Genomic DNA, 18,959 nt, shown 5'->3' with positions numbered 1-18,959 from the left:
TCAAGGGGGGCCGAGTTGTCCACAGAGGTGGATTTCTCCACAGAAGGCCAGGGCTCACTGGTTCGGGACCCCGATGGCATGGGAGGCTCTGTTCATTGCGAGCCTGAAGTCGAGGAGAGTGAATCCTTGCGGTCCGACGCCAATATCGCGGGACCGATGACCGACCCGGTCCCCGGTCCCCGAAGCGAGTCGATGGGGGTGGATGTTTCACGTGAAACACCGCCCCCGATGGACGACACTCCCATCGGTCGTGCTGCCCAATTGGCGGTCGAGGCGCTGGGCCGGGCCGGCGAGGGCTTGCCACGGCCAGAGCACACCCGCGTCATCGTGGTCGCCAACCAGAAGGGCGGGGTGGGCAAGACGACGACGACCGTCAACCTTGCCGCCTCGCTGGCACTGCACGGCAGCCGTGTCCTGGTGATCGACCTCGACCCCCAGGGCAACGCGTCGACCGCCCTGGGGATCGACCACCATGCCGAGGTCCCGTCGATCTATGACGTGCTGATCGAGAGCAAGCCGCTGTCGGATGTCGTCCAGCCGGTCCCGGATGTGGAGGGACTCTTCTGCGCGCCGGCGACGATCGACCTCGCCGGTGCCGAGATCGAACTGGTCTCACTGGTGGCGCGGGAAAGCCGGCTCCTGCGGGCGATTCAGTCCTACGATCAGCCGCTGGACTACATCCTCATCGACTGCCCTCCCTCCCTGGGCCTGCTCACCGTCAACGCGCTGGTCGCCGGGCAGGAGGTCCTGATCCCGATCCAGTGCGAGTACTACGCGCTCGAGGGCCTCGGCCAGCTCCTGCGCAATGTCGACCTGGTGCGGGGGCACCTCAACCCCGCCCTGCATGTGTCGACCATTCTCCTCACGATGTACGACGGCCGGACGCGTCTGGCGTCACAGGTTGCCGAGGAGGTGCGCACCCACTTCGGTGACGAGGTGCTGCGGACGAGCATCCCCCGCTCCGTCCGTATCTCCGAGGCTCCGAGCTACGGTCAGACGGTTTTGACCTACGATCCAGGATCGAGCGGTGCCCTCTCCTACTTCGAGGCGGCACGAGAACTCGCGCTGAAGGGTGTCGGTGTCAGTTACGACCCGACGCAAGCCCATATCGGCGCCCAGAACGACCCGAGCATGGTGGAGGGGATCCAGTGAGTGAGCGACGGAGGGGGCTGGGCCGAGGTCTTGGCGCGCTGATCCCCGCGGCACCGACGGAGAAGGCGGTCGTTCCGGCCCCGCTGGGGGGTAGCCCGTCGGTGTCCCCCGCGAGCGTTCCGGTGCTGACCGCGGACCGGGGGGTGGCCGCCGCGAGGGTCACCACGCTGGCGCCTGTTGCCCAGGAACCGGAGGATGTGTCCCCACGGGGTGCGATGGAGACTCCCGTGGGGCCGATCGGCGCCCACTTCGCCGAGATCCCGCTCGACGACATCACGCCGAACCCGCGGCAGCCACGTGAGGTCTTCGACGAGGACGCACTCCAGGAACTGATCACCTCCATCAGGGAGGTCGGCCTCCTCCAGCCCGTCGTCGTCCGGCAGCTGGGCCCCGCGCGCTACGAGCTCATCATGGGCGAGCGCCGCTGGCGGGCCTGCCGTGAGGCGGGTCTCGAAGCGATCCCGGCGATCGTCCGGGCCACCGACGACGAGAAGCTCCTTCTCGACGCCCTCTTGGAGAACCTCCACCGGGCCCAGCTCAACCCGCTGGAGGAGGCGGCCGCCTACGACCAGCTGCTGAAGGACTTCAACTGCACGCATGACCAGCTGGCCGACCGGATCGGACGCTCCCGCCCGCAGGTCTCCAACACGCTGCGGCTGCTGAAGCTGTCCCCGGCCGTTCAGCGCCGGGTCGCCGCGGGCGTGCTGTCCGCGGGCCATGCCCGGGCACTGCTGTCGGTCGAGGACTCGGAGGAGCAGGACCGGCTGGCGCACCGGATCGTCGCCGAGGGGCTGTCGGTGCGGGCCGTCGAGGAGATCGTGACCCTGATGGGTTCGCGTCCCCAGACGAGCCAGCGGTCCAAGGGGCCCCGTGCCGGTACGCGGGTCTCACCCGCACTGTCCGACCTCGCCACACGGCTGTCGGACCGCTTCGAGACCCGGGTGAAGGTCGATCTGGGCCAGAAGAAGGGCAAGATCACGGTCGAGTTCGCCTCCATGGAGGACCTCGAGCGGATCCTCGGGACCCTCGCCCCGGGTGAGGGACCGGTCTTTGAGAGGAGCCTGGACGACGGCGATTCCGAGGACACGGAGGACTGAGTCCTCGGGCGGTTTCTCGGGGCGGCGGTGGAGCCGGCGGAGGTGGGGAGCGGACGGTGTCCGGTGTGTACCGGAACGCAGTCCGCTCTTTCCTTTCTGCCGGTATCGGGGCAATCGCAGGGTGGATACCATGCGATCGGGCATGGCGGTCGACCTGGCAGGACTTCTGAGGGGGAGGCGGTGGCCATGCGAACGGTGAGCCGTACCGGCCTGGTGAGCGTGGGACTGGGACTGGGGGCGGTCGGCGGGTTCGTCGGCAGTCTGCTCAGGGAACGGAACGCTCTGACTGCAGCCCGCGGTGGAGCGGGCGAAGGAAGCGAGGAACAGCCTTCATGGGGCGCCGGGTCGTACCGCTCACACTGGACAACCTCCAGGATCTCCCCCGACGCTGCCGTTCGTGCGTCTTCTGGGAACTGGATCCCGTGAGCGGAGAAGAGGCCGCCAGGAGCGGTACGACGGCCCTGGAGAAGGAGTCCTGGATCTCCGCCGTGCTGCTGGACTGGGGTTCCTGCGGTCGTGTCGTCTACATCGACGACTCCCCGGTGGGCTTTGTCCTCTACGCGCCCCCCGCCTATGTGCCCCGCTCCGCGGCGTTCCCCACTAGTCCCGTCTCACCGGACGCGGTGCAGCTGATGACCAGCTTCATCCAGCCCGGCTATCAGGGTCAGGGGCTCGGCCGGGTGATGGTCCAGACGGTCGCCAAGGATCTGCTGCGCCGGGGCTTCAAGGCGATTGAGGCGTTCGGCGACGCCCGCTGGAAGGAGCCCGCCTGCCTTCTTCCGGTGGACCATCTGCTCGCCGTCGGCTTCAAGACCGTACGGCAGCATCCGGTGCACCCGAGACTGCGTCTGGAGCTGCGTTCCACGCTCTCCTGGAAGGAAGACGTGGAGATGGCCCTGGACCGTCTTCTGGGGGCCGTACAGAAGGAACCAGCGCTTCGGCCCCTCTGACCCGGAGGCGTGCGGACCGATGTCAGCGGCGTGGTGATGCAGTGGGGGCCAACTCCCTTCGAGGAGTTGGCCCCCACTCATGCTTCATGTTTCACGTTTCATGTTTCACGTGAAACATCGCCACCGCGACAGGCGGCGTTCTTCGTCAGAAGGTCTTGGCGGCGCTGTCGCCGATGAACTCCTCGAGGTCGCGGACGATCGCGGCCTTGGGCTTGGCGCCGACGATGGTCTTCGCGACCTCACCCCGCTGGTACACGTTCAGGGTCGGGATGGACATGACGCCGTAGCGGGCGGCCGTGTTCGGGTTCTCGTCGATGTTGAGCTTGACGATCTCGATCTTGTCGCCGTACTCGGCGGCGATCGCCTCGAGCGACGGAGCGATCTGACGGCACGGACCGCACCAGGCGGCCCAGAAGTCCACCAGGACGGGCTTGTCGTTCTTCAGGACGTCCTCTTCGAAAGAAGCGTCGGTCACATGCTTCAAAGTGCCGGCCACTGCGGGCTCCTTCATTTGGTGCGGTCGGGCGGTTCGGGGAGGGTCAGACGGTGGTCTTCTCGGGCTCGGCCTTCTCCTCGTCCGCGAGGGCGGACAGGAAGCGCTCGGCGTCGAGAGCGGCGGAGCAGCCGGTGCCGGACGCGGTGATCGCCTGGCGGTAGGTGTGGTCGACCACGTCACCGGCGGCGAAGACACCGGTGAGGCTCGTGCGCGTGGAGGGGGAGGCGACCTTGAGGTAGCCCTCCTCGTCCAGGTCGAGCTGGCCCTTGAACAGTTCGGTGCGCGGGTCGTGGCCGATCGCGATGAACAGGCCGGTGACCGCGAGGTCCGAGAGCTCGCCGGTCTTGACGTTGCGCAGCTTCAGGCCGGACAGCTTCTGTCCGCCCTGGACCTCGGCGACCTCGCTGTCCCAGATGAACTTGATCTTCGGGTCGGCGAAGGCACGCTCCTGCATGGCCTTGGAGGCGCGCAGAGTGTCCCGGCGGTGGATGATCGTCACGGACTTGGCGAACCGGGAGAGGAAGGTGGCCTCCTCCATCGAGGTGTCGCCGCCGCCGATCACAGCGATGTCCTGGTCCTTGAAGAAGAAGCCGTCACAGGTGGCGCACCACGAGACGCCGCGACCGGACAGGGCGTCCTCGTTCGGCAGACCGAGCTTGCGGTGCTGGGAGCCGGTGGCGACGATGACGGCCTTCGCCCGGTGGACGGTGCCCTCGGTGTCCGTGACGGTCTTGATCTCACCGGTGAGGTCGACGGAGACGACATCGTCCGCCACCAGCTCGGCACCGAAGCGCTCGGCCTGGGCGCGCATGCTGTCCATGAGCTCGGGGCCCATGATGCCGTCGCGGAAGCCGGGGAAGTTCTCCACCTCGGTGGTGTTCATCAGCGCGCCACCCGCGGTGACGGCGCCCTCGAACACCAGCGGCTTCAGCGATGCGCGCGCGGTGTAGAGCGCCGCCGTGTAGCCGGCGGGACCGGAACCGATGATGATCACGTTACGGACGTCGCTCACGACTTGATTCCTCGTCTCTGGACTGCGTCGTACGGCGGGGGAGCCTTCCTCACTGCTCTCACCCACCCAACGGATCCTAAGGGGCGAGCATTCCCGCTGGGTTCGGCCACACGGGGAGCCGCAGGGTGACCCCGCGCACGAAGAGCTCAGGGACGGTCGTAGGACTCCGTGAGCAGCACCTTGCCGGGGGTCTGCTCGTGGCAGGACGCGTCGACGACGTAGGCCGTGACCTTGGTGTCATCGGAGGCGGCGGGGAGCACGACGAGATACGCCTCCCTGCCGTCGTAGGTGCCCTTCTTGGCGCCGAGCACATCGGCGGTGCCGCGGTGGATGCCCGCGCGGACGCATCCGGGGATCGCCGCCGAGGGCTGGATCATGGTCTGAGGCCTGTCGGTCTGGGACTGGATGCCCCACGGCTTCTGTGTGTCGGAGCCGCGTCCGGTGCCCTGCTTCTTGGCGAGCAGCTCCGTCACCTGGCTCTTGAGGTGCTCCTTGGCGAAGGTGCCGGCAGCGGTGGTCGTGCTCGTCGAGTCGTGGCCGACGAGCGTCGACACCAGCACGGAGCCCCCGCCGAGGAGGGCGGCGGTCAGCACGGCACCCAGGATGACTTTCCGGCGGCGTCCGAGGGGCCTGCGCTCCTTGCGGCCGGGCCCGGTCGCGGCGGACGAGCGGCCTGCGGGGCGGTCCGTCGGCCGTTCGGCGGGACGGTCTGTGGGGTGGTCCATGGAGTTGGCGTGGTCCGCCTCTGCCGATGTTTCACGTGAAACACGCGCCTCGGCGGCGAGGGCCGCATCGATGCGCTGGGCGACATTGGCGGGCATGTGAGTGGGGACGGGGAGGGTGCCGAGCAGGTCCTGGATCTCCGCGAGCGAGCCATGGACATCCGCGCACAGCTCGCACCCGTCGAGATGGCTTTGCACCTCGGCGGTCCGGGAGGGCGGGAGCAGCCCCTCGGTGAGGTCGGAGAGCTCGGTGACGTCCGGGTGCTCCGTCGTGTCCGTCGTCGGCGTCACGCTCGTCCACCTCCGCCCTTCACAGCCGCTGAATCGCTCGGTCCCGCATCGTCGGATCCCCTGCCGTGGGATCCCGCTGCCGGTGGGACGGATGTCCCCTGCGCCCGGTTCCGTCCTGGAGCCGGGTCTTGCGCGTCGCCGCCGCTTTCCGGTCTCAGATGGGCGATCAGGGGGAGGAGCCTGGCTCTGCCCCGGGCGCAGCGGCTCTTCACCGTCCCGGTCGGGACGCCGAGGATGCGGGCGGCCTCGGCGACGGGGTAGCCCTGCATGTCCACCAGGACGAGGGCCGCCCGCTGGTCGGGCGGCAGGGTGCCGAGCGCTTCCAGCAGCTGGCGGTGCAGATCATTGCGCTCCGCCGGGGCCGAGGCCGACTCGTGCGGCTCCAGGAGCTGCTCCAGCCGCTCGGTGTCGTCCACCGGGGACGTCTTGCGGGAGGCAGCCTTGCGGGCCCGGTCGAGGCAGGCGTTCACCGTGATCCGGTGCAGCCATGTCGTGACGGCCGACTGGCCCCGGAAGGTGTGGGCGGCCCGGTAGGCGGACACGAGGGCGTCCTGCACCGCGTCGGCGGCCTCCTCGCGGTCCCCCAGCGTCCGCAGCGCGACGGCCCAGAGCCGGTCCCGGTGCCGCCGCACGAGCTCCCCGAAGGCGTCGGGGTCGCCTTCCACATGACGGGCCAGCAGATCCTGATCGCTGGCCCCGTCGTATCCGGCGCCCTCCGCCATCCGTCCCTCCCCTTCCGGCGAGACGTCAGCCCGTGAACTTCACTTCGGTGATGGCCTGCTTGTAGCCGGCACGGCTGTACGCGGTCGGATCCGAGCCCGAGTATGGAACGGCCGTGATCCAGACGAGGACGTACTGCGTTTTCACCGACTTCGCGAGCTTCACGGTCGCGCTGTTGCCACTCGTCGTCCCGCTGCCGATCTTCGTCATGTCGCTCAGCGACGATGGCGTCAGCGAGTCGGCGGAGTACAGGTCGACCGTAGTGTGGTCGCCGGAGTACTGGAGCCCGAGGGACGCCGCACTGAGGTCCTGTGCCGAGCCGAGGTCGTAGACGATGCCCACTCCTGGCTTGTACGGCGCGAGGACCGGACCCTTTATGAAGGTATTCGTCTTCCAGTAGGTCGAACTGTTGCCGTCGTACGTTTTGCCGACGTCGCTGGGGTGCTGGGCGTCGCCCGTGGCAACGAATTCCTGGGCGTGTGCCACCGTGAGCTGCTTGACCGGCTTCGTGTTGCCGCTGTTCTTGTCGTGCCCGTCCGTCGTCTGGGTCTGGTTCGTGTCGTCGGACTTGCCGTCCGGGCCCATCAGAGTGTCCGCCAACTGCCAGCTGCCCAGCCCCAGGGCGGCGATCAGGAGGGCGGAGACGGCCCACTTGAGGGCTTTTCCAGTGCGGCTCTGGAGCGGGGGCGGGGGCGTGGTGATCGGCTGGGTGGCGCCGGGGTGCGGCGCCGGGCGGTTGTAGTTGCCCTGCTGGTACGTGGTGCGCTGGTACTCCGGCGGTGCCGTGAACGCGGGCTCCGGCGGGCGGATGCGGGGCATCTCACCGATCGCCTTGACCAGCTCCTCCGGCGAGGTGCAGGGCGCCTCGTGCCGCGAGGCTGTCGCCCCGTCGTTGGCGAGCGCCCGCATGGTCAGCTCGGACAGTCCCCGGTGGACACCGGCGCGCACCTGGTCGGGGGCGACGAGGCCCACGTCCTTGGGCAGGCCGGACAGGCCGAACGCGTCCTCCTCGTACGGCCAGCGCTGGGTGAGCGCCGCGTACAGCAGGGCGCCGATCGCCTCGGTGTCGGTGCGCTGCGGGGTGTCGGAGTCGATGCCGCGCAGCGCGGCGTTCACCGCGAGGCCTCGGATGCGCCACTGCCCGGTCGAGGCGCGCAGCACGGCGTTGGGGTTCAGCCGCAGATGGGCGAGTCCCTCACGGTGCGCGGCGGCCATGGCGGCGGCGATCTGACTCACCATCTGGTAGGCGTCGTGCGCCTCCAGCGGGCCGACGGCGAGCAGCGTGGTGAGCTCGGTCGCGTCGGGGAGCCATTCGTGGACGACGTAGACGAGATCGTTCTCCTCTACGGCGTCCAGGACTTGGACGAACCGCGGGTCGCCGAGCAGGGCGGCGGAACGGGCCGCGGCCAGCACGGTCCGCGCCCGCGGATGGTCCGACGGGAGGGTGTGGACGCCGACGGCGCGGCGCAGTTTCTCGTCGACCGCCCGCCAGCTGCTGAAGCCGTCCAGTCGGGTGACGCACTCCTCCAGCCGGTAGCGTCTGGCCAGCTTGTGCCCGCTGTGCAGTTCGGGCCGTGAGGCCGTACCGGGACTCATGGACCCGCTGCTCCCCTGTGCCTGGTCGTGTTCCGTGTCCCGCTCCGGGTTCTGGGCCACCCCGTCGGCCGTGGTCTGGTCCGCCTTGGCGGTCAGCGGCTTGCCACCGCTGTTGTCTGCCACGTCGACGGCAGCCGTGCTCCGTTCCGCCACCGCCGTTCCTGCCTCCCCATCCGTTGCACGCTGTCCGACGCCGAAACCAATTGTGCCCACAGTCCGCCGTCATGCACGACACACGACGGCGGACGATGGTTGTGCGCTTGCCCCCTTCTCAGCGTCCCAGTCGCCCGCGCACCATGCCGACGAGGGAGTTGAGTTCCTCGATGCGCATGCGGCGCGCGGCGACGAAGAAGACGCCGAGCAGAAGGGCACCACCGGCGAGCAGCGCGGCGAAGGAGCCGACGACACCCTGGCCGATGGTCTGGGCGATCCCGTAGACGGCCGCCCCGCTGAGCAGTGCGGCCGGCACCGAGGCGATGCACAGCCGCGCGTAGGTCCTGATGACGCGGGCCCCGTCGAGGTCGCCGCCGAGCCGCTGTCGCAGCCTCTTCCAGGCGACCCCCACACCGATCGCGTAGGCCACACCGTATGCGGCGGCCATGCCGGCCACGGCCCAGCGGGCCGGGAGCAAGTAGTAACAGGCCGCCGAGGCGCCCGCGTTGACCCCCGCCACGATGACGGTGTTGTAGAAGGGGGTCCGGGTGTCCTCGTAGGCATAGAAGGCGCGCAGGACGACGTACTGCACTGAGTACGGGATCAGGCCAAGGGCGAACGCCATCAGCATGAAGCCCATGTTGGTGGCCGATTTGGTGCCCGAGGAGCCGAAGATCAGCGTGCACATCGGGATGCCGAGCGAGAGGAAGCCGAACGCGATCGGCACGATCGCGACGGCGGTCGTGCGCAGGCCCTGCGAGATGTCGTCGCGGACGGCGCCCGCGTCGCCTTCGGCGGCGGAGCGCGAGATACGCGGCAGCAGCGCCGCCATCAGGGAGACGGTGATGATGGCCTGCGGCAGGCCCCAGATCAGCTGGGCGTTGGCGTAGGCGGCGAGACCGGTGCCGGCGACCCTCGAGTTCTTGCCCGCGGCGGTGGACAACTGGGAGACCACGAGCGCGCCCGCCTGGTTGGCGAGGACGAACAGGACGGTCCACTTGGCGAGCGTGGCGGCCTTGCCGAGGCCGTGGCCCCGCCAGTCGAAGCGCAGCCGCAGCCGGAACCCGGTCTCACGCAGGTACGGGATCATCGCCAGGGCCTGGACGACGAGGCCGAGCAGAATGCCGACGCCGAGCAGCCGCTGGCCCTCCGGCGGGATGCTGGTGACCTCCATGCCGGAGTTGGCGGCGGTGCCGTAGACCCAGATGAACATGCCGAGGGTGACGATGATCACGATGTTGTTGAGGACCGGGGTCCACATCATCGCGCCGAACTTCCCGCGGGCGTTGAGGACCTGACCCATGACCACATGGACGCCCATGAAGAAGATCGAGGGCAGGAAGTAACGGACGAAGGTGACAGCGACCTCGTTGGCGTCCGGGTTGGCGGCCACGGAGTTGGACAGCACGCGGATGAGCAGCGGGGCGATCGCGATGGCGAGTGCCGTCAGCGCGCCCAGTGCGACCATCACCAGGGTCAGCAGCCGGTTGGCGTAGGCCTCGCCGCCGTCCTCGTCCTCTTTCATGGCGCGCACCAGCTGGGGCACGAACACGGAGTTGAGGCCGCCGCCGACGGTGAGGATGTAGATCATCGTGGGCAGCTGGTAGGCGACCTGGAAGGTGTCGCCGAGCACGCCGACGCCCAGCGCGGAGACGATCAGCGCGGAGCGGATGAAGCCGGTGAGCCGGGAGACCAACGTGCCCGCGGCCATCACGGCGCTGGACTTCATGAGGTTCGACGCGCGGCCGCCCGTCTTCCCGGACTCGGGAGCGGCGGGCGTGGCGGTGAGGTTCATGGTCGCGTCGGTGCCGCGGGGCGGCGCCTGCGGTGCCTGGCTCTGCTGTGCGCCCCACTGACCGCCGGGGGCCGCTGCGGGACCTGGTACGGACGGGGACTCGGGGTAGGGGCGTGAGCCGCCCTGCTGCTGGTCGCGGAAGAGATGCGCGAAGGCGTCCGGCTCGTGGTACTCGTCCCCGGAGTCGGCCACGAGGTCGTCCACGCCCACGTACTGGGTGGTGCGGGGATCGTCGCCGTAGGGCCGGTTCGGGGCGGGGCGCTCCGGTTCCGGGGCCGGGGTCTGGGCCCACAGTCGCGGGTCGGGGGCGTACGGCGAGCGGGGCGGCCTGCCGTAGAGCGGCTGCTGGGGCTGCTGCGGCTGGGGTCCCGGGGGCGGCGGTGGGTGCGCGGCGCGGTCGTAGAACGCCTCGGCGACCGGGTCCTGGGCGGCGAGGTCCTGCGCCTGGTAGGGGTCCTGGCGGTAGGCGTCTTGGAAGTAGGTGTCGGCGGGTGGTTGGGAGGGCACCTGGCCGGGCTCGGGCGGCGGGCCCTCGGGGTAGCCGGGACCGCCCGCGGCGGCCCGTCCACGGTCACCGTCGTACGGCGCGTTCATGCTTACCCCACCTCATCGTCCCCGGCCCACCGGCCACGACATCGCTCAACGGTCCACTCTCTCACCCGTGCCGGACGGGGCGGCGCTTTCCGGAGCGGTGTCCGGTGTCGGGTCACTCGGCTGCTCCGGGGCGTCTGCCCGGGACTCGGCGCCGGACTCCTCCGCCGGACGGTCCTCCGTGGTCCCGGGGGTTCCGGTGTGCCCGGTGCTGTCGGAGGGATCGCCCGCGCCGTCGGGGCCGTCCGCAGTGGCCTCCCGGGCGGCCGCGCGTTTGCGCTGCGTGTACATCCGGAAGCCGGCCAGCACCAGCAGCAGGACGCCGCCACCGATGACCAGCATCACGGTGGCCGTGACCTCGGTGACCTTCACATCGAAGGTGACGGCCTGACCGTATGCCTGGCCGTCCTCCGTGTACAGCTGAGCGATCACTGTCGCCTGGCCGTTGGCGTTCGCGGACGTGGTGAACTTCACCGACTGGCTGTGGCCGCCGGACACCGCGACGCGCTGCTCCTGGTAGGCCTTGCCGCCGATCTTGAGCCGGGTGGGGTTGGTCGAGGTGAGCCGCAGCACCAGATGTTGGACGCCCTGCACGAGGTTGTTCTGCACCGTCACCGGGATCGTGGCACTGCGCCCGGAGAGCTTGGTCTCGGACTTGTCGATCAGTTTGACCTCGTCGGTGAGGTCGTCGAGATAGCCCTCCACGTCCTGCCGGTAGTCGGCTGCCTGGGAGGGACGGCCCCGCCACGACGTGGACATCTCACGGTTGACGGCCCGTCCGAAGGGGGTCACCACACGGGCCTTGACGGTGAGGACGACCTTGAAGTTGTCGAGTTTGTCCTGCGTGACCGCGATCTGCGCGAAGGCCTGCTTCGGCAGTTCCTGGCGGCGCAGTGACGTCGGGTACGAGGAACCGGACGGGACCCTGGTGGTGGCGCCCGGGTCCGGCTTGGCCTTGGCGGCCGCCGTGAGTTCCTGGGCCTGGGACCAGGTGCTGCCCTGGAGCGCCGTGACGGCCTCGGCCATGGCCCGGACCTGGCTCGCGGACGGCATGCGCTGCGGGGCGACGACGATGCTGCGCTGCTTGTTCGACTGGAGGCCGACGGCCAGGCTCTGGGCCAGGAACCGCTGGACGGCGAGCGTGCTCGCACCGGCCTCGGTCAGATCGCCCTGGAACACCGTCGACAGCCGGGCGTCCGCGACGACCGCGGTGGTGCCGCCGCCGATGGGGCGGGCCGCGGAGGGTGTGTAGGTCAGGCCGCCGGTCTCCTCGAGGCTGTCGCTGCGCGCGATCACCGCGTCGGCGCCCGCGGAGGTGGCGACCTTGACGATGGACGCGTCGACCGCGCCGTTCACCGGCCAGGCGAAGTCCGTGGACGGCTTGACGTGGAGGATCGGCTCGACCGTGTTCTCGATGGCATCCGTGGCCGCCTTCAGCTGGTTCAGCGAACCGGTGACGCCGGTGCCGTTGTGCGCCAGGGAGGCGAGGTCGGGGTCGCCGTAGGGCAGGGCGACGACCTCCTTGCCCGCCACGGCCTGCTGGAGTGCGGCGAGCCACTGCTTGGCGACCGCCTGCTGGGTGCCCGCGGTCGTGGTGCCGTCGTTGTTCCTGACCTTGTAGGTGCGGGTCATGGCGTCGACGGCGGCCAGCAGATCGGGGTCGAGGACCCAGGTGACATCGAGGTTCTTGCCCAGCGACACCAGCTCCGCCAGTCGTCCGCCGGGCGCGAGGTCCTTCGTGAGGTCCTCGTCGAGGAACACCCGCGTCTGCTGCTCGCCGGGACCCGACTCGGCGGTCATGTGGACGGTGGAGATCAGCGGCCAGAGGTACGTCGTCTTCGTTCGGGTGCTCGCCTCGTCGGGCTGCCAGGGCAGGAAGGTCCGCTGGATGCCCAGCACCTGCTCCCAGGGCTGTGCCGAGGTCTGCCCGGAGAGGGAGACACCGAGCTGGTAGACGCCGTCGGCGCCGAGGTCGAGCTTGCCGACCGGCACGGAGATGCTGAAGTGCTCGGCGACGCCGGGGGTGAGCTTGGCGAACTTCTCGACGTACTTGCCGCCGATCTCCTCGGCGTCGGCACCGGGCACATAGCCGGAGCGGCCGGCGGCGGTGTCGATCGCGGAGCGGGTGGTCAGGACGGAGCCGACACGCAGGCCCACATGGGCGTCGGTGACGGTCTGCTTGCTCTTGTTGGTCAGCGTGCCGGTGATCGTCAGCGTGTCCCCGTCGGTGGGGGCGCTGGGAGTGAGGGCGTCCAGCGAGACGGCGACCGTGCTGGAGCCGGACACCTCCTTCGCGGAGGCCGCCGCGGACGTCTGAGGAGATGCCGCGGCGGGCAGCTGGAGCACACCGGCCAGCAGGGGCGCGCCGGCGAGCAGCGCTCCGGCCCGGCGCAGCCACCGGCGGGCAGGTGAGGGAGCCGTCCCCTGGAAGTCTGCCGCCTCGGCCACGCGCTCGCCCGTCCCTTGTCGTCAGTGGTCAGTGGTCGTCGCAATGTACGTCCACGCATGGTAACGATGCCCGCTGAGCGGAAGTGCCACGGAGGGCCTCCACAAGATCGGAGAATTCGCCGAGCGGCTCGTTATGCGCCTGTATAAGGGGAGAGACGACGAAAGTCACAACGGTGGTTCTCGGGCTGGTATGGGCCCAGGTGATCGTCCGAACCTAATGGAGGCGCGGCCGTCGGTCCGGGCACCGTACCCTCTTCTGTTGTGCCGAACGCCAACGAAGACACCTACTCCACCACCCTGAGTCAGGAGCAGCGACGCGCCGTGACCGAGCTGCTGCGGGTGGCCCCCGCCGCCGACGACCTGGCCCGCCGTTTCCAGCAGGCCGGGTTCTCCCTGGCCCTCGTGGGCGGCTCGGTCCGGGACGCGCTGCTCGGCCGGCTCGGCAACGATCTGGACTTCACCACCGACGCCCGCCCCCAGGACGTCCTGAAGATCGTGCGGCCGTGGGCGGACGCGGTGTGGGAGGTCGGGATCGCCTTCGGCACCGTCGGCGTGCAGAAGGACGGCTACCAGATCGAGGTCACCACCTATCGGTCGGAGGCGTACGACCGGACCTCCCGCAAGCCCGAGGTGTTGTACGGAGACTCCATCGAGGAAGACCTCGTCCGGCGTGACTTCACGGTGAACGCGATGGCCGTGGCGCTGCCGCAGCAGGAGTTCATCGATCCGCACGGCGGGCGCGAAGATCTCGCCGCACGGATCCTGCGCACCCCGGGCACCCCGGAGGAGTCCTTCTCGGACGACCCGCTGCGCATGATGCGGGCAGCCCGGTTCGCCGCGCAGCTCGACTTCGAGGTGGCGCCCGAGGTCGTCGCGGCGATGAAGGAGATGAGCGGGCGGCTGGAGATTGTCTCGGCCGAGCGGGTCCGGGACGAACTGAACAAGCTGATCCTTTCGGCACACCCCCGCAAGGGTCTGACACTGCTCGTCGAGACCGGCCTCGCCCGTCATGTGCTGCCGGAGCTGCCGGCGCTCCGGCTGGAGAGCGACGAGCACCACCGTCACAAGGACGTCTACGAGCACACGCTGATCGTCCTGGAGCAGGCGATTGCGCTGGAGGAGAACGGCCCCGACCTCACCCTCCGTCTGGCGGCCCTGCTGCACGACATCGGCAAGCCGCGCACGCGCCGCTTCGAGAAGGACGGCCGTGTCTCGTTCCACCACCATGAACTGGTCGGGGCGAAGATGACGAAGAAGCGGATGGCGGCGCTCAAGTACTCCAACGAGCTGGTGAAGGACGTCTCGCGCCTGGTCGAGCTCCATCTGCGCTTCCACGGCTACGGCACCGGGGAGTGGACCGACTCGGCGGTGCGCCGGTACGTCCGGGACGCGGGACCGCTGCTCACCCGACTCCACAAGCTGACCCGCTCCGACTGCACCACCCGCAACAAGCGCAAGGCCGTCGCGCTGTCACGGGCGTACGACGGTCTTGAGGCACGTATCGCCGAGCTTCAGGAGCAGGAGGAGCTCGACGCGATCCGTCCCGACCTCGACGGCAACCAGATCATGGAGATTCTGGGCGTCGGGCCCGGGCCGGTGGTGGGCAAGGCGTACAAGCACATGCTGGACCTGCGTCTGGAGAACGGCCCGATGGGCCACGATGCGGCAGTGACGGCCCTCAAGGAGTGGTGGGCCGGGCAGGGCTGAGCCATAGAACCGGGCCATGGACCGGACCATGGAACGGCGCCATGTTTCACGTGAAACATGGCGCCGGATCTACGGACGGGGCTACGCGCGGATCTAAGGACGGGTCTGCGTGCAGCGGGCGCCCGGACGCGACGAGGGGCGGTGTTTCACGTGAAACACCGCCCCTTCGCTGTCGAACCGGCCTTGCCGTTACTTGGTTTCCTTCAGGCAGAGCACCACATCGTGGCCGCCGCCACTCTGGAGGTAGTAGATCGTCGAGCCCGTGACGGACTTGCACTTGTCCCGGTCGCTCGTGCCGTCGAACTTCTCAAGGACCTTGTACTCGGCGCCACTGGACGAGCAGTCGACCTCGTTGAGGTCGGGGTTGCTGAAGGTGCCGTCGTTGTGCATACAGGAGCCCACCGAGGTGGTCTCCGCGTCGTTACGGTTGAGGAACCAGCCGGCGCCGAATTTCAGCGCGGCTATCACAGCGAAGACGGCGATCGCACCCAGCACACGGAGCATCTTCTTTCCCCGCCGGGGCGGCGCGGGCGGCGGCGGGAGCGGGGCACCCTGCTGGGGGAAGGGCGCGTACGGCTGCTGCGGCGGGTAAGGCTGCTGGGGAACCCCGGGCTGGACGGGCTGCTGCCCCATGGGCGGAGTCGGCGTCTGGGCGTACGGATTCTGGCCCTGGGGCGGCGGTGGAACAGACACAGGGGTCCCCCTAGAACGTGAGCGCGAAAAGCGTGAGTTAAGACCCACGTAAAGTACCGGGCGCCTCTGACAACCTGGCAATCTGAGAGGGGGCTGTGTCATTGATGTGACACTTGGCGATACTCAAAGCGGGCCATAGCCGCAGCAACTGTCGCGTAGACAGCGGCCACCGAGAGCACCAGTGCCGCCGAACGGCCGTCCGGCGGGAGCATCAGAGCGGCCACTCCGGCAGCACCGACGAAGGCGACGTTGAAGAGCACGTCGTACAGCGAGAAGACCCGGCCCCGGAAGTCGTCGTCGATGGTGGACTGCACGATGGTGTCCGTGGCGATCTTCGCCGCCTGGGTGGTCAGCCCCAGCACGAAGGCGGCGACCATCACAGGTGCCGTGGCGAACGGGAGTCCGAGCGCGGGCTCCAGTACCGCGGCACAGGCGGCGCACACCGCGATCCACCGCCCGGGACCCAGCCGTCCCACGGCCCAGGGTGTGATCACGGCGGCGGCGAAGAATCCGGCCCCCGAGACGCCCAGCGCCAGCCCCAGCAGCCGGAGCCCGCCGTTGGTCGTGGAGCTCAGGGCGTAGCGGCACAGCATCAGCAGCATGACCAGCAGGGCGCCGTAGCAGAACCGCATGAGCGTCATCGAGGCGAGCGCCCGGGCGGCCTCACGGCGCTCCGGTGCCCCCAGGTGCCGTAGCCCCGCCATGAGGTCGCGCGCGGTGCCGCTGAGGGCCGTCCGCAGCTGTGGCCGGACCAATGCGCGGTCGGGGCCGAGCAGTTCCGGTGGCATGAGCAGGGACGTCAGGCTCGCGCACAGATACAGGGCGGCGCCCACCAGGACGACGGTGGCGTCGGAGTTCGCGATCACGAGCCGCACGACGAAGGCCAGCCCGCCTCCTGCTGTCGCTGCGAGCGTTCCGGCGGTCGGGGAGAGGGAGTTGGCCATCACCAGGCGTTCGGCGTCGACCACCCGGGGCAGTGCGGCGGACAGACCCGCGAGGACGAAGCGGTTGACGGCGGTGACGAACAGTGCGGACAGATAGAAGAGCCAGGCGGGTACGTGGCTCAGCATCAGCAGGGCCGTCCCCGCCGCCAGCAGTGCGCGCAGCAGATTGCCGTAGAGGAAGACCTGGCGGCGCCGCCAGCGGTCCAGCAGGACCCCGGCGAACGGTCCCACCAGGGAGTACGGGAGCAGCAGGACGGCCATCGCGGAGGCGATCGAGGCGGCCGAGGTCTGTTTCTCCGGTGAGAAGACGACGTACGTGGCGAGTGCGACCTGGTAGACCCCGTCGGCCCCCTGGGACAGCAGCCGTACGGCGAGCAGACGGCGGAAGTCGACGAAGCGGAGCAGGACGCGCAGGTCGCGGACGACGGGCATGGGGCTCAGCCTCACATACGGAGAGGGTCCCCGGGCGGACGACCCGGGGACCCCTTCCCGCCCTGGCAGGAGCAGTTGACCGCGCGGTGCGCGGTGTGCGAGCCGAGTGTCAGCGCTCGATCTCGCCGCGGATGAACTTCTCGACGTTCTCGCGGGCCTGGTCGTCGAAGTACTGGACCGGCGGGGACTTCATGAAGTACGAGGCCGCGGACAGCACGGGGCCGCCGATGCCGCGGTCCTTGGCGATCTTCGCCGCGCGCAGGGCGTCGATGATCACACCGGCGGAGTTCGGGGAGTCCCAGACCTCGAGCTTGTACTCCAGGTTCAGCGGGACGTCGCCGAAGGCGCGGCCCTCCAGGCGGACGTAGGCCCACTTGCGGTCGTCGAGCCACGGCACGTAGTCGGACGGGCCGATGTGGACGTTCTTCGCACCCAGGTCCCGGTCGGGGATCTGGGAGGTGACGGCCTGGGTCTTGGAGATCTTCTTGGACTCCAGGCGGTCGCGCTCCAGCATGTTCTTGAAGTCCATGTTGCCGCCGACGTTCAGCTGCATCGTGCGGTCCAGGACGACACCGCGGTCCTCGAACAGCTTCGCCAGGACGCGGTGCGTGATGGTCGCGCCGACCTGCGACTTGATGTCGTCACCGACGATCGGCACACCCGCCTCGGTGAACTTGTCCGCCCACTCCTTGGTGCCGGCGATGAAGACCGGGAGAGCGTTGACGAAGGCGACCTTGGCGTCGATGGCGCACTGGGCGTAGAACTTCGCCGCGTCCTCGGAGCCGACCGGCAGGTAGCAGATCAGGACGTCGACCTGCTTGTCCTTGAGGACCTGGACGACGTCGACGGGCTCGGCCTCGGACTCCTCGATGGTCTCGCGGTAGTACTTGCCCAGACCGTCGTGGGTGTGGCCGCGCTGGACGGTGACACCGGAGGCGGGTACGTCGCAGATCTTGATGGTGTTGTTCTCGGAGGCGCCGATGGCGTCCGCGAGATCGAGGCCGACCTTCTTCGCGTCCACGTCGAACGCGGCGACGAACTCGACGTCGCTCACGTGGTAGTCGCCGAACTGCACGTGCATCAGGCCGGGGACCTTGGACTCCGGGTCGGCGTCCTTGTAGTACTCGACTCCCTGGACCAGCGAGGCGGCGCAGTTGCCCACGCCGACGATGGCTACGCGAATCGAACCCATTCCGGGTGCTCCCTGTGTGTGCGAGTGACGCCCTGACCGGGCTGTCACGTGGCGGTGTCGCCGGGCGAATCCGTCTCCGGGGAGTCCCCGGGACGGGGCAGACCGCCCGTCGATCCAGTTGCGATGTCCTGCTGGGCGGATCCCCCCGCGGCGGGACCTTCGAGGTCCCGCCCGGTCCGCTCACTCTCGATGAGCTCGTTCAGCCAGCGCACTTCGCGCTCCACGGACTCCATCCCGTGGCGCTGGAGCTCGAGTGTGTAGTCGTCCAGCCGCTCCCGTGTGCGTGCCAGCGAGAGGCGCATCTTCTCCAGTCGCTCCTCCAGCCTGCTGCGGCGGCCTTCCAGCACGCGCATGCGGACATCGCGCGACGTCTGCCCGAAGAACGCGAAACGAGCGGCGAAGTGCTCGTCCTCGTACGCGTCGGGACCCGTCTGCGAGAGCAACTGCTCGAAGTGTTCTTTGCCTTCCGCGGTCAGCCGGTAGACGATCTTGGCGCGACGTCCCGCGAGCGGAGCGGCAGGGGCCTCCTCGGGGGTCTTCCCCGTCTCCTCGATCAGCCAGCCGTTGGCGACCAGCGTCTTGAGGCACGGATACAGCGTCCCGTAGCTGAACGCACGGAACACACCCAGCGATGTATTGAGCCGTTTGCGCAGCTCATAGCCGTGCATCGGAGACTCGCGGAGCAGACCGAGCACAGCGAACTCAAGGATTCCGGCACGCCGGCTCATCGTCGCCTCCTCCCGGTCCCGTTCCGCTTGTCTCGCTCCGATGTATCGACTCGATACATCAAGACGATAGAACGGCCTGCCTGATGCGACAAGAGGGGCAATCGTGAACGGGGTCACATCATGGATTCATCGGCGCCGAAGTGCCTGGTTTGAGGTGAACTTCGGGTCACGGCGGGTTTTTGCGGTGCGTAGTCTGTGCGCCATGCACACCACCGGGAACCGAGTGACAGCAGGGGGCGT

General features: G+C 69.0%; 15 protein-coding genes. 4 read left to right on the top strand and 11 right to left on the bottom strand.

Features of this window, described 5'->3' with window-relative positions; all coding sequences use genetic code 11:
- The first annotated feature begins 78 nt into the window (after positions 1-78).
- The 3 genes from ACSYGN_RS19790 to ACSYGN_RS19780 all read left to right on the top strand — a co-directional run bounded on the left by ACSYGN_RS19790 (position 79) and on the right by ACSYGN_RS19780 (position 3,199).
- Positions 79-1,152: a ParA family protein gene (locus ACSYGN_RS19790; protein ID WP_460403582.1), complete on the top strand. Its 1,074-nt coding sequence runs from the start codon at positions 79-81 to the stop codon at positions 1,150-1,152.
- Positions 1,149-2,249, top strand: a complete 1,101-nt coding sequence (locus ACSYGN_RS19785; protein WP_460397455.1) for a ParB/RepB/Spo0J family partition protein — start codon at positions 1,149-1,151, stop codon at positions 2,247-2,249. The genes ACSYGN_RS19790 and ACSYGN_RS19785 overlap by 4 nt, the downstream gene beginning before the upstream one ends.
- Positions 2,250-2,581: 332 nt before the next feature.
- Entirely contained in the window at positions 2,582-3,199 is a 618-nt protein-coding gene (locus ACSYGN_RS19780) for a GNAT family N-acetyltransferase (protein WP_460397453.1), read from the top strand.
- A 145-nt stretch (positions 3,200-3,344) separates the two neighbouring features.
- On the opposite strand, the gene trxA is transcribed toward ACSYGN_RS19780, so the two are convergent.
- The 7 genes from trxA to ACSYGN_RS19745 all read right to left on the bottom strand — a co-directional run bounded on the left by trxA (position 3,345) and on the right by ACSYGN_RS19745 (position 13,023).
- Positions 3,345-3,695, bottom strand: coding sequence for a thioredoxin (trxA, locus tag ACSYGN_RS19775; protein WP_460397451.1), 351 nt, complete (start codon positions 3,693-3,695; stop codon positions 3,345-3,347).
- Positions 3,696-3,738: 43 nt separating this feature from the next.
- Positions 3,739-4,707 (bottom strand): thioredoxin-disulfide reductase, encoded by a 969-nt coding sequence (gene trxB, locus ACSYGN_RS19770; protein ID WP_460397449.1) that lies wholly within the window; start codon positions 4,705-4,707, stop codon positions 3,739-3,741.
- Between the two features lie 146 nt (positions 4,708-4,853).
- Entirely contained in the window at positions 4,854-5,720 is an 867-nt protein-coding gene (locus ACSYGN_RS19765) for an anti-sigma factor family protein (RefSeq protein WP_460397447.1), read from the bottom strand.
- Complete coding sequence (gene sigM / locus ACSYGN_RS19760) at positions 5,717-6,442, bottom strand: RNA polymerase sigma factor SigM (RefSeq protein WP_460397445.1); 726 nt, start codon at positions 6,440-6,442, stop codon at positions 5,717-5,719. Before sigM ends, ACSYGN_RS19765 begins: the two co-directional genes overlap by 4 nt.
- A 25-nt stretch (positions 6,443-6,467) precedes the next feature.
- Complete coding sequence (locus ACSYGN_RS19755) at positions 6,468-8,189, bottom strand: protein kinase family protein (RefSeq protein ID WP_460397443.1); 1,722 nt, start codon at positions 8,187-8,189, stop codon at positions 6,468-6,470.
- A 118-nt stretch (positions 8,190-8,307) separates the two neighbouring features.
- Positions 8,308-10,578, bottom strand: a complete 2,271-nt coding sequence (gene murJ, locus ACSYGN_RS19750) for a murein biosynthesis integral membrane protein MurJ (protein ID WP_460397441.1) — start codon at positions 10,576-10,578, stop codon at positions 8,308-8,310.
- A 45-nt stretch (positions 10,579-10,623) separates the two neighbouring features.
- Entirely contained in the window at positions 10,624-13,023 is a 2,400-nt protein-coding gene (locus ACSYGN_RS19745; RefSeq protein WP_460397439.1) for a DUF6049 family protein, read from the bottom strand.
- 261 nt (positions 13,024-13,284) lie between these two features.
- Between ACSYGN_RS19745 and ACSYGN_RS19740 the strand changes: the two genes are divergently transcribed.
- Positions 13,285-14,730, top strand: coding sequence for a CCA tRNA nucleotidyltransferase (locus ACSYGN_RS19740; RefSeq protein ID WP_460397437.1), 1,446 nt, complete (start codon positions 13,285-13,287; stop codon positions 14,728-14,730).
- Positions 14,731-14,919: 189 nt separating this feature from the next.
- On the opposite strand, the gene ACSYGN_RS19735 is transcribed toward ACSYGN_RS19740, so the two are convergent.
- From ACSYGN_RS19735 to ACSYGN_RS19720, 4 genes are all read right to left on the bottom strand, one after another.
- Entirely contained in the window at positions 14,920-15,363 is a 444-nt protein-coding gene (locus ACSYGN_RS19735; RefSeq protein WP_460397435.1) for an LppU/SCO3897 family protein, read from the bottom strand.
- A gap of 158 nt (positions 15,364-15,521) precedes the next feature.
- A complete protein-coding gene (locus ACSYGN_RS19730) occupies positions 15,522-16,799 on the bottom strand; it encodes an MFS transporter (RefSeq protein WP_460397433.1) in 1,278 nt (425 codons plus the stop codon).
- Between the two features lie 109 nt (positions 16,800-16,908).
- Entirely contained in the window at positions 16,909-17,991 is a 1,083-nt protein-coding gene (locus tag ACSYGN_RS19725) for an inositol-3-phosphate synthase (protein WP_460397431.1), read from the bottom strand.
- A 44-nt stretch (positions 17,992-18,035) separates the two neighbouring features.
- Positions 18,036-18,719, bottom strand: a complete 684-nt coding sequence (locus ACSYGN_RS19720; protein WP_460397429.1) for a PadR family transcriptional regulator — start codon at positions 18,717-18,719, stop codon at positions 18,036-18,038.
- Positions 18,720-18,959: the final 240 nt, after the last annotated feature.

The sequence above is a fragment of the Streptomyces sp. YIM S03343 genome (genome assembly GCF_054729195.1).
Note: the sequence above shows the minus strand (reverse complement) of the source record. Positions and strands in the feature narration are given on the sequence as shown.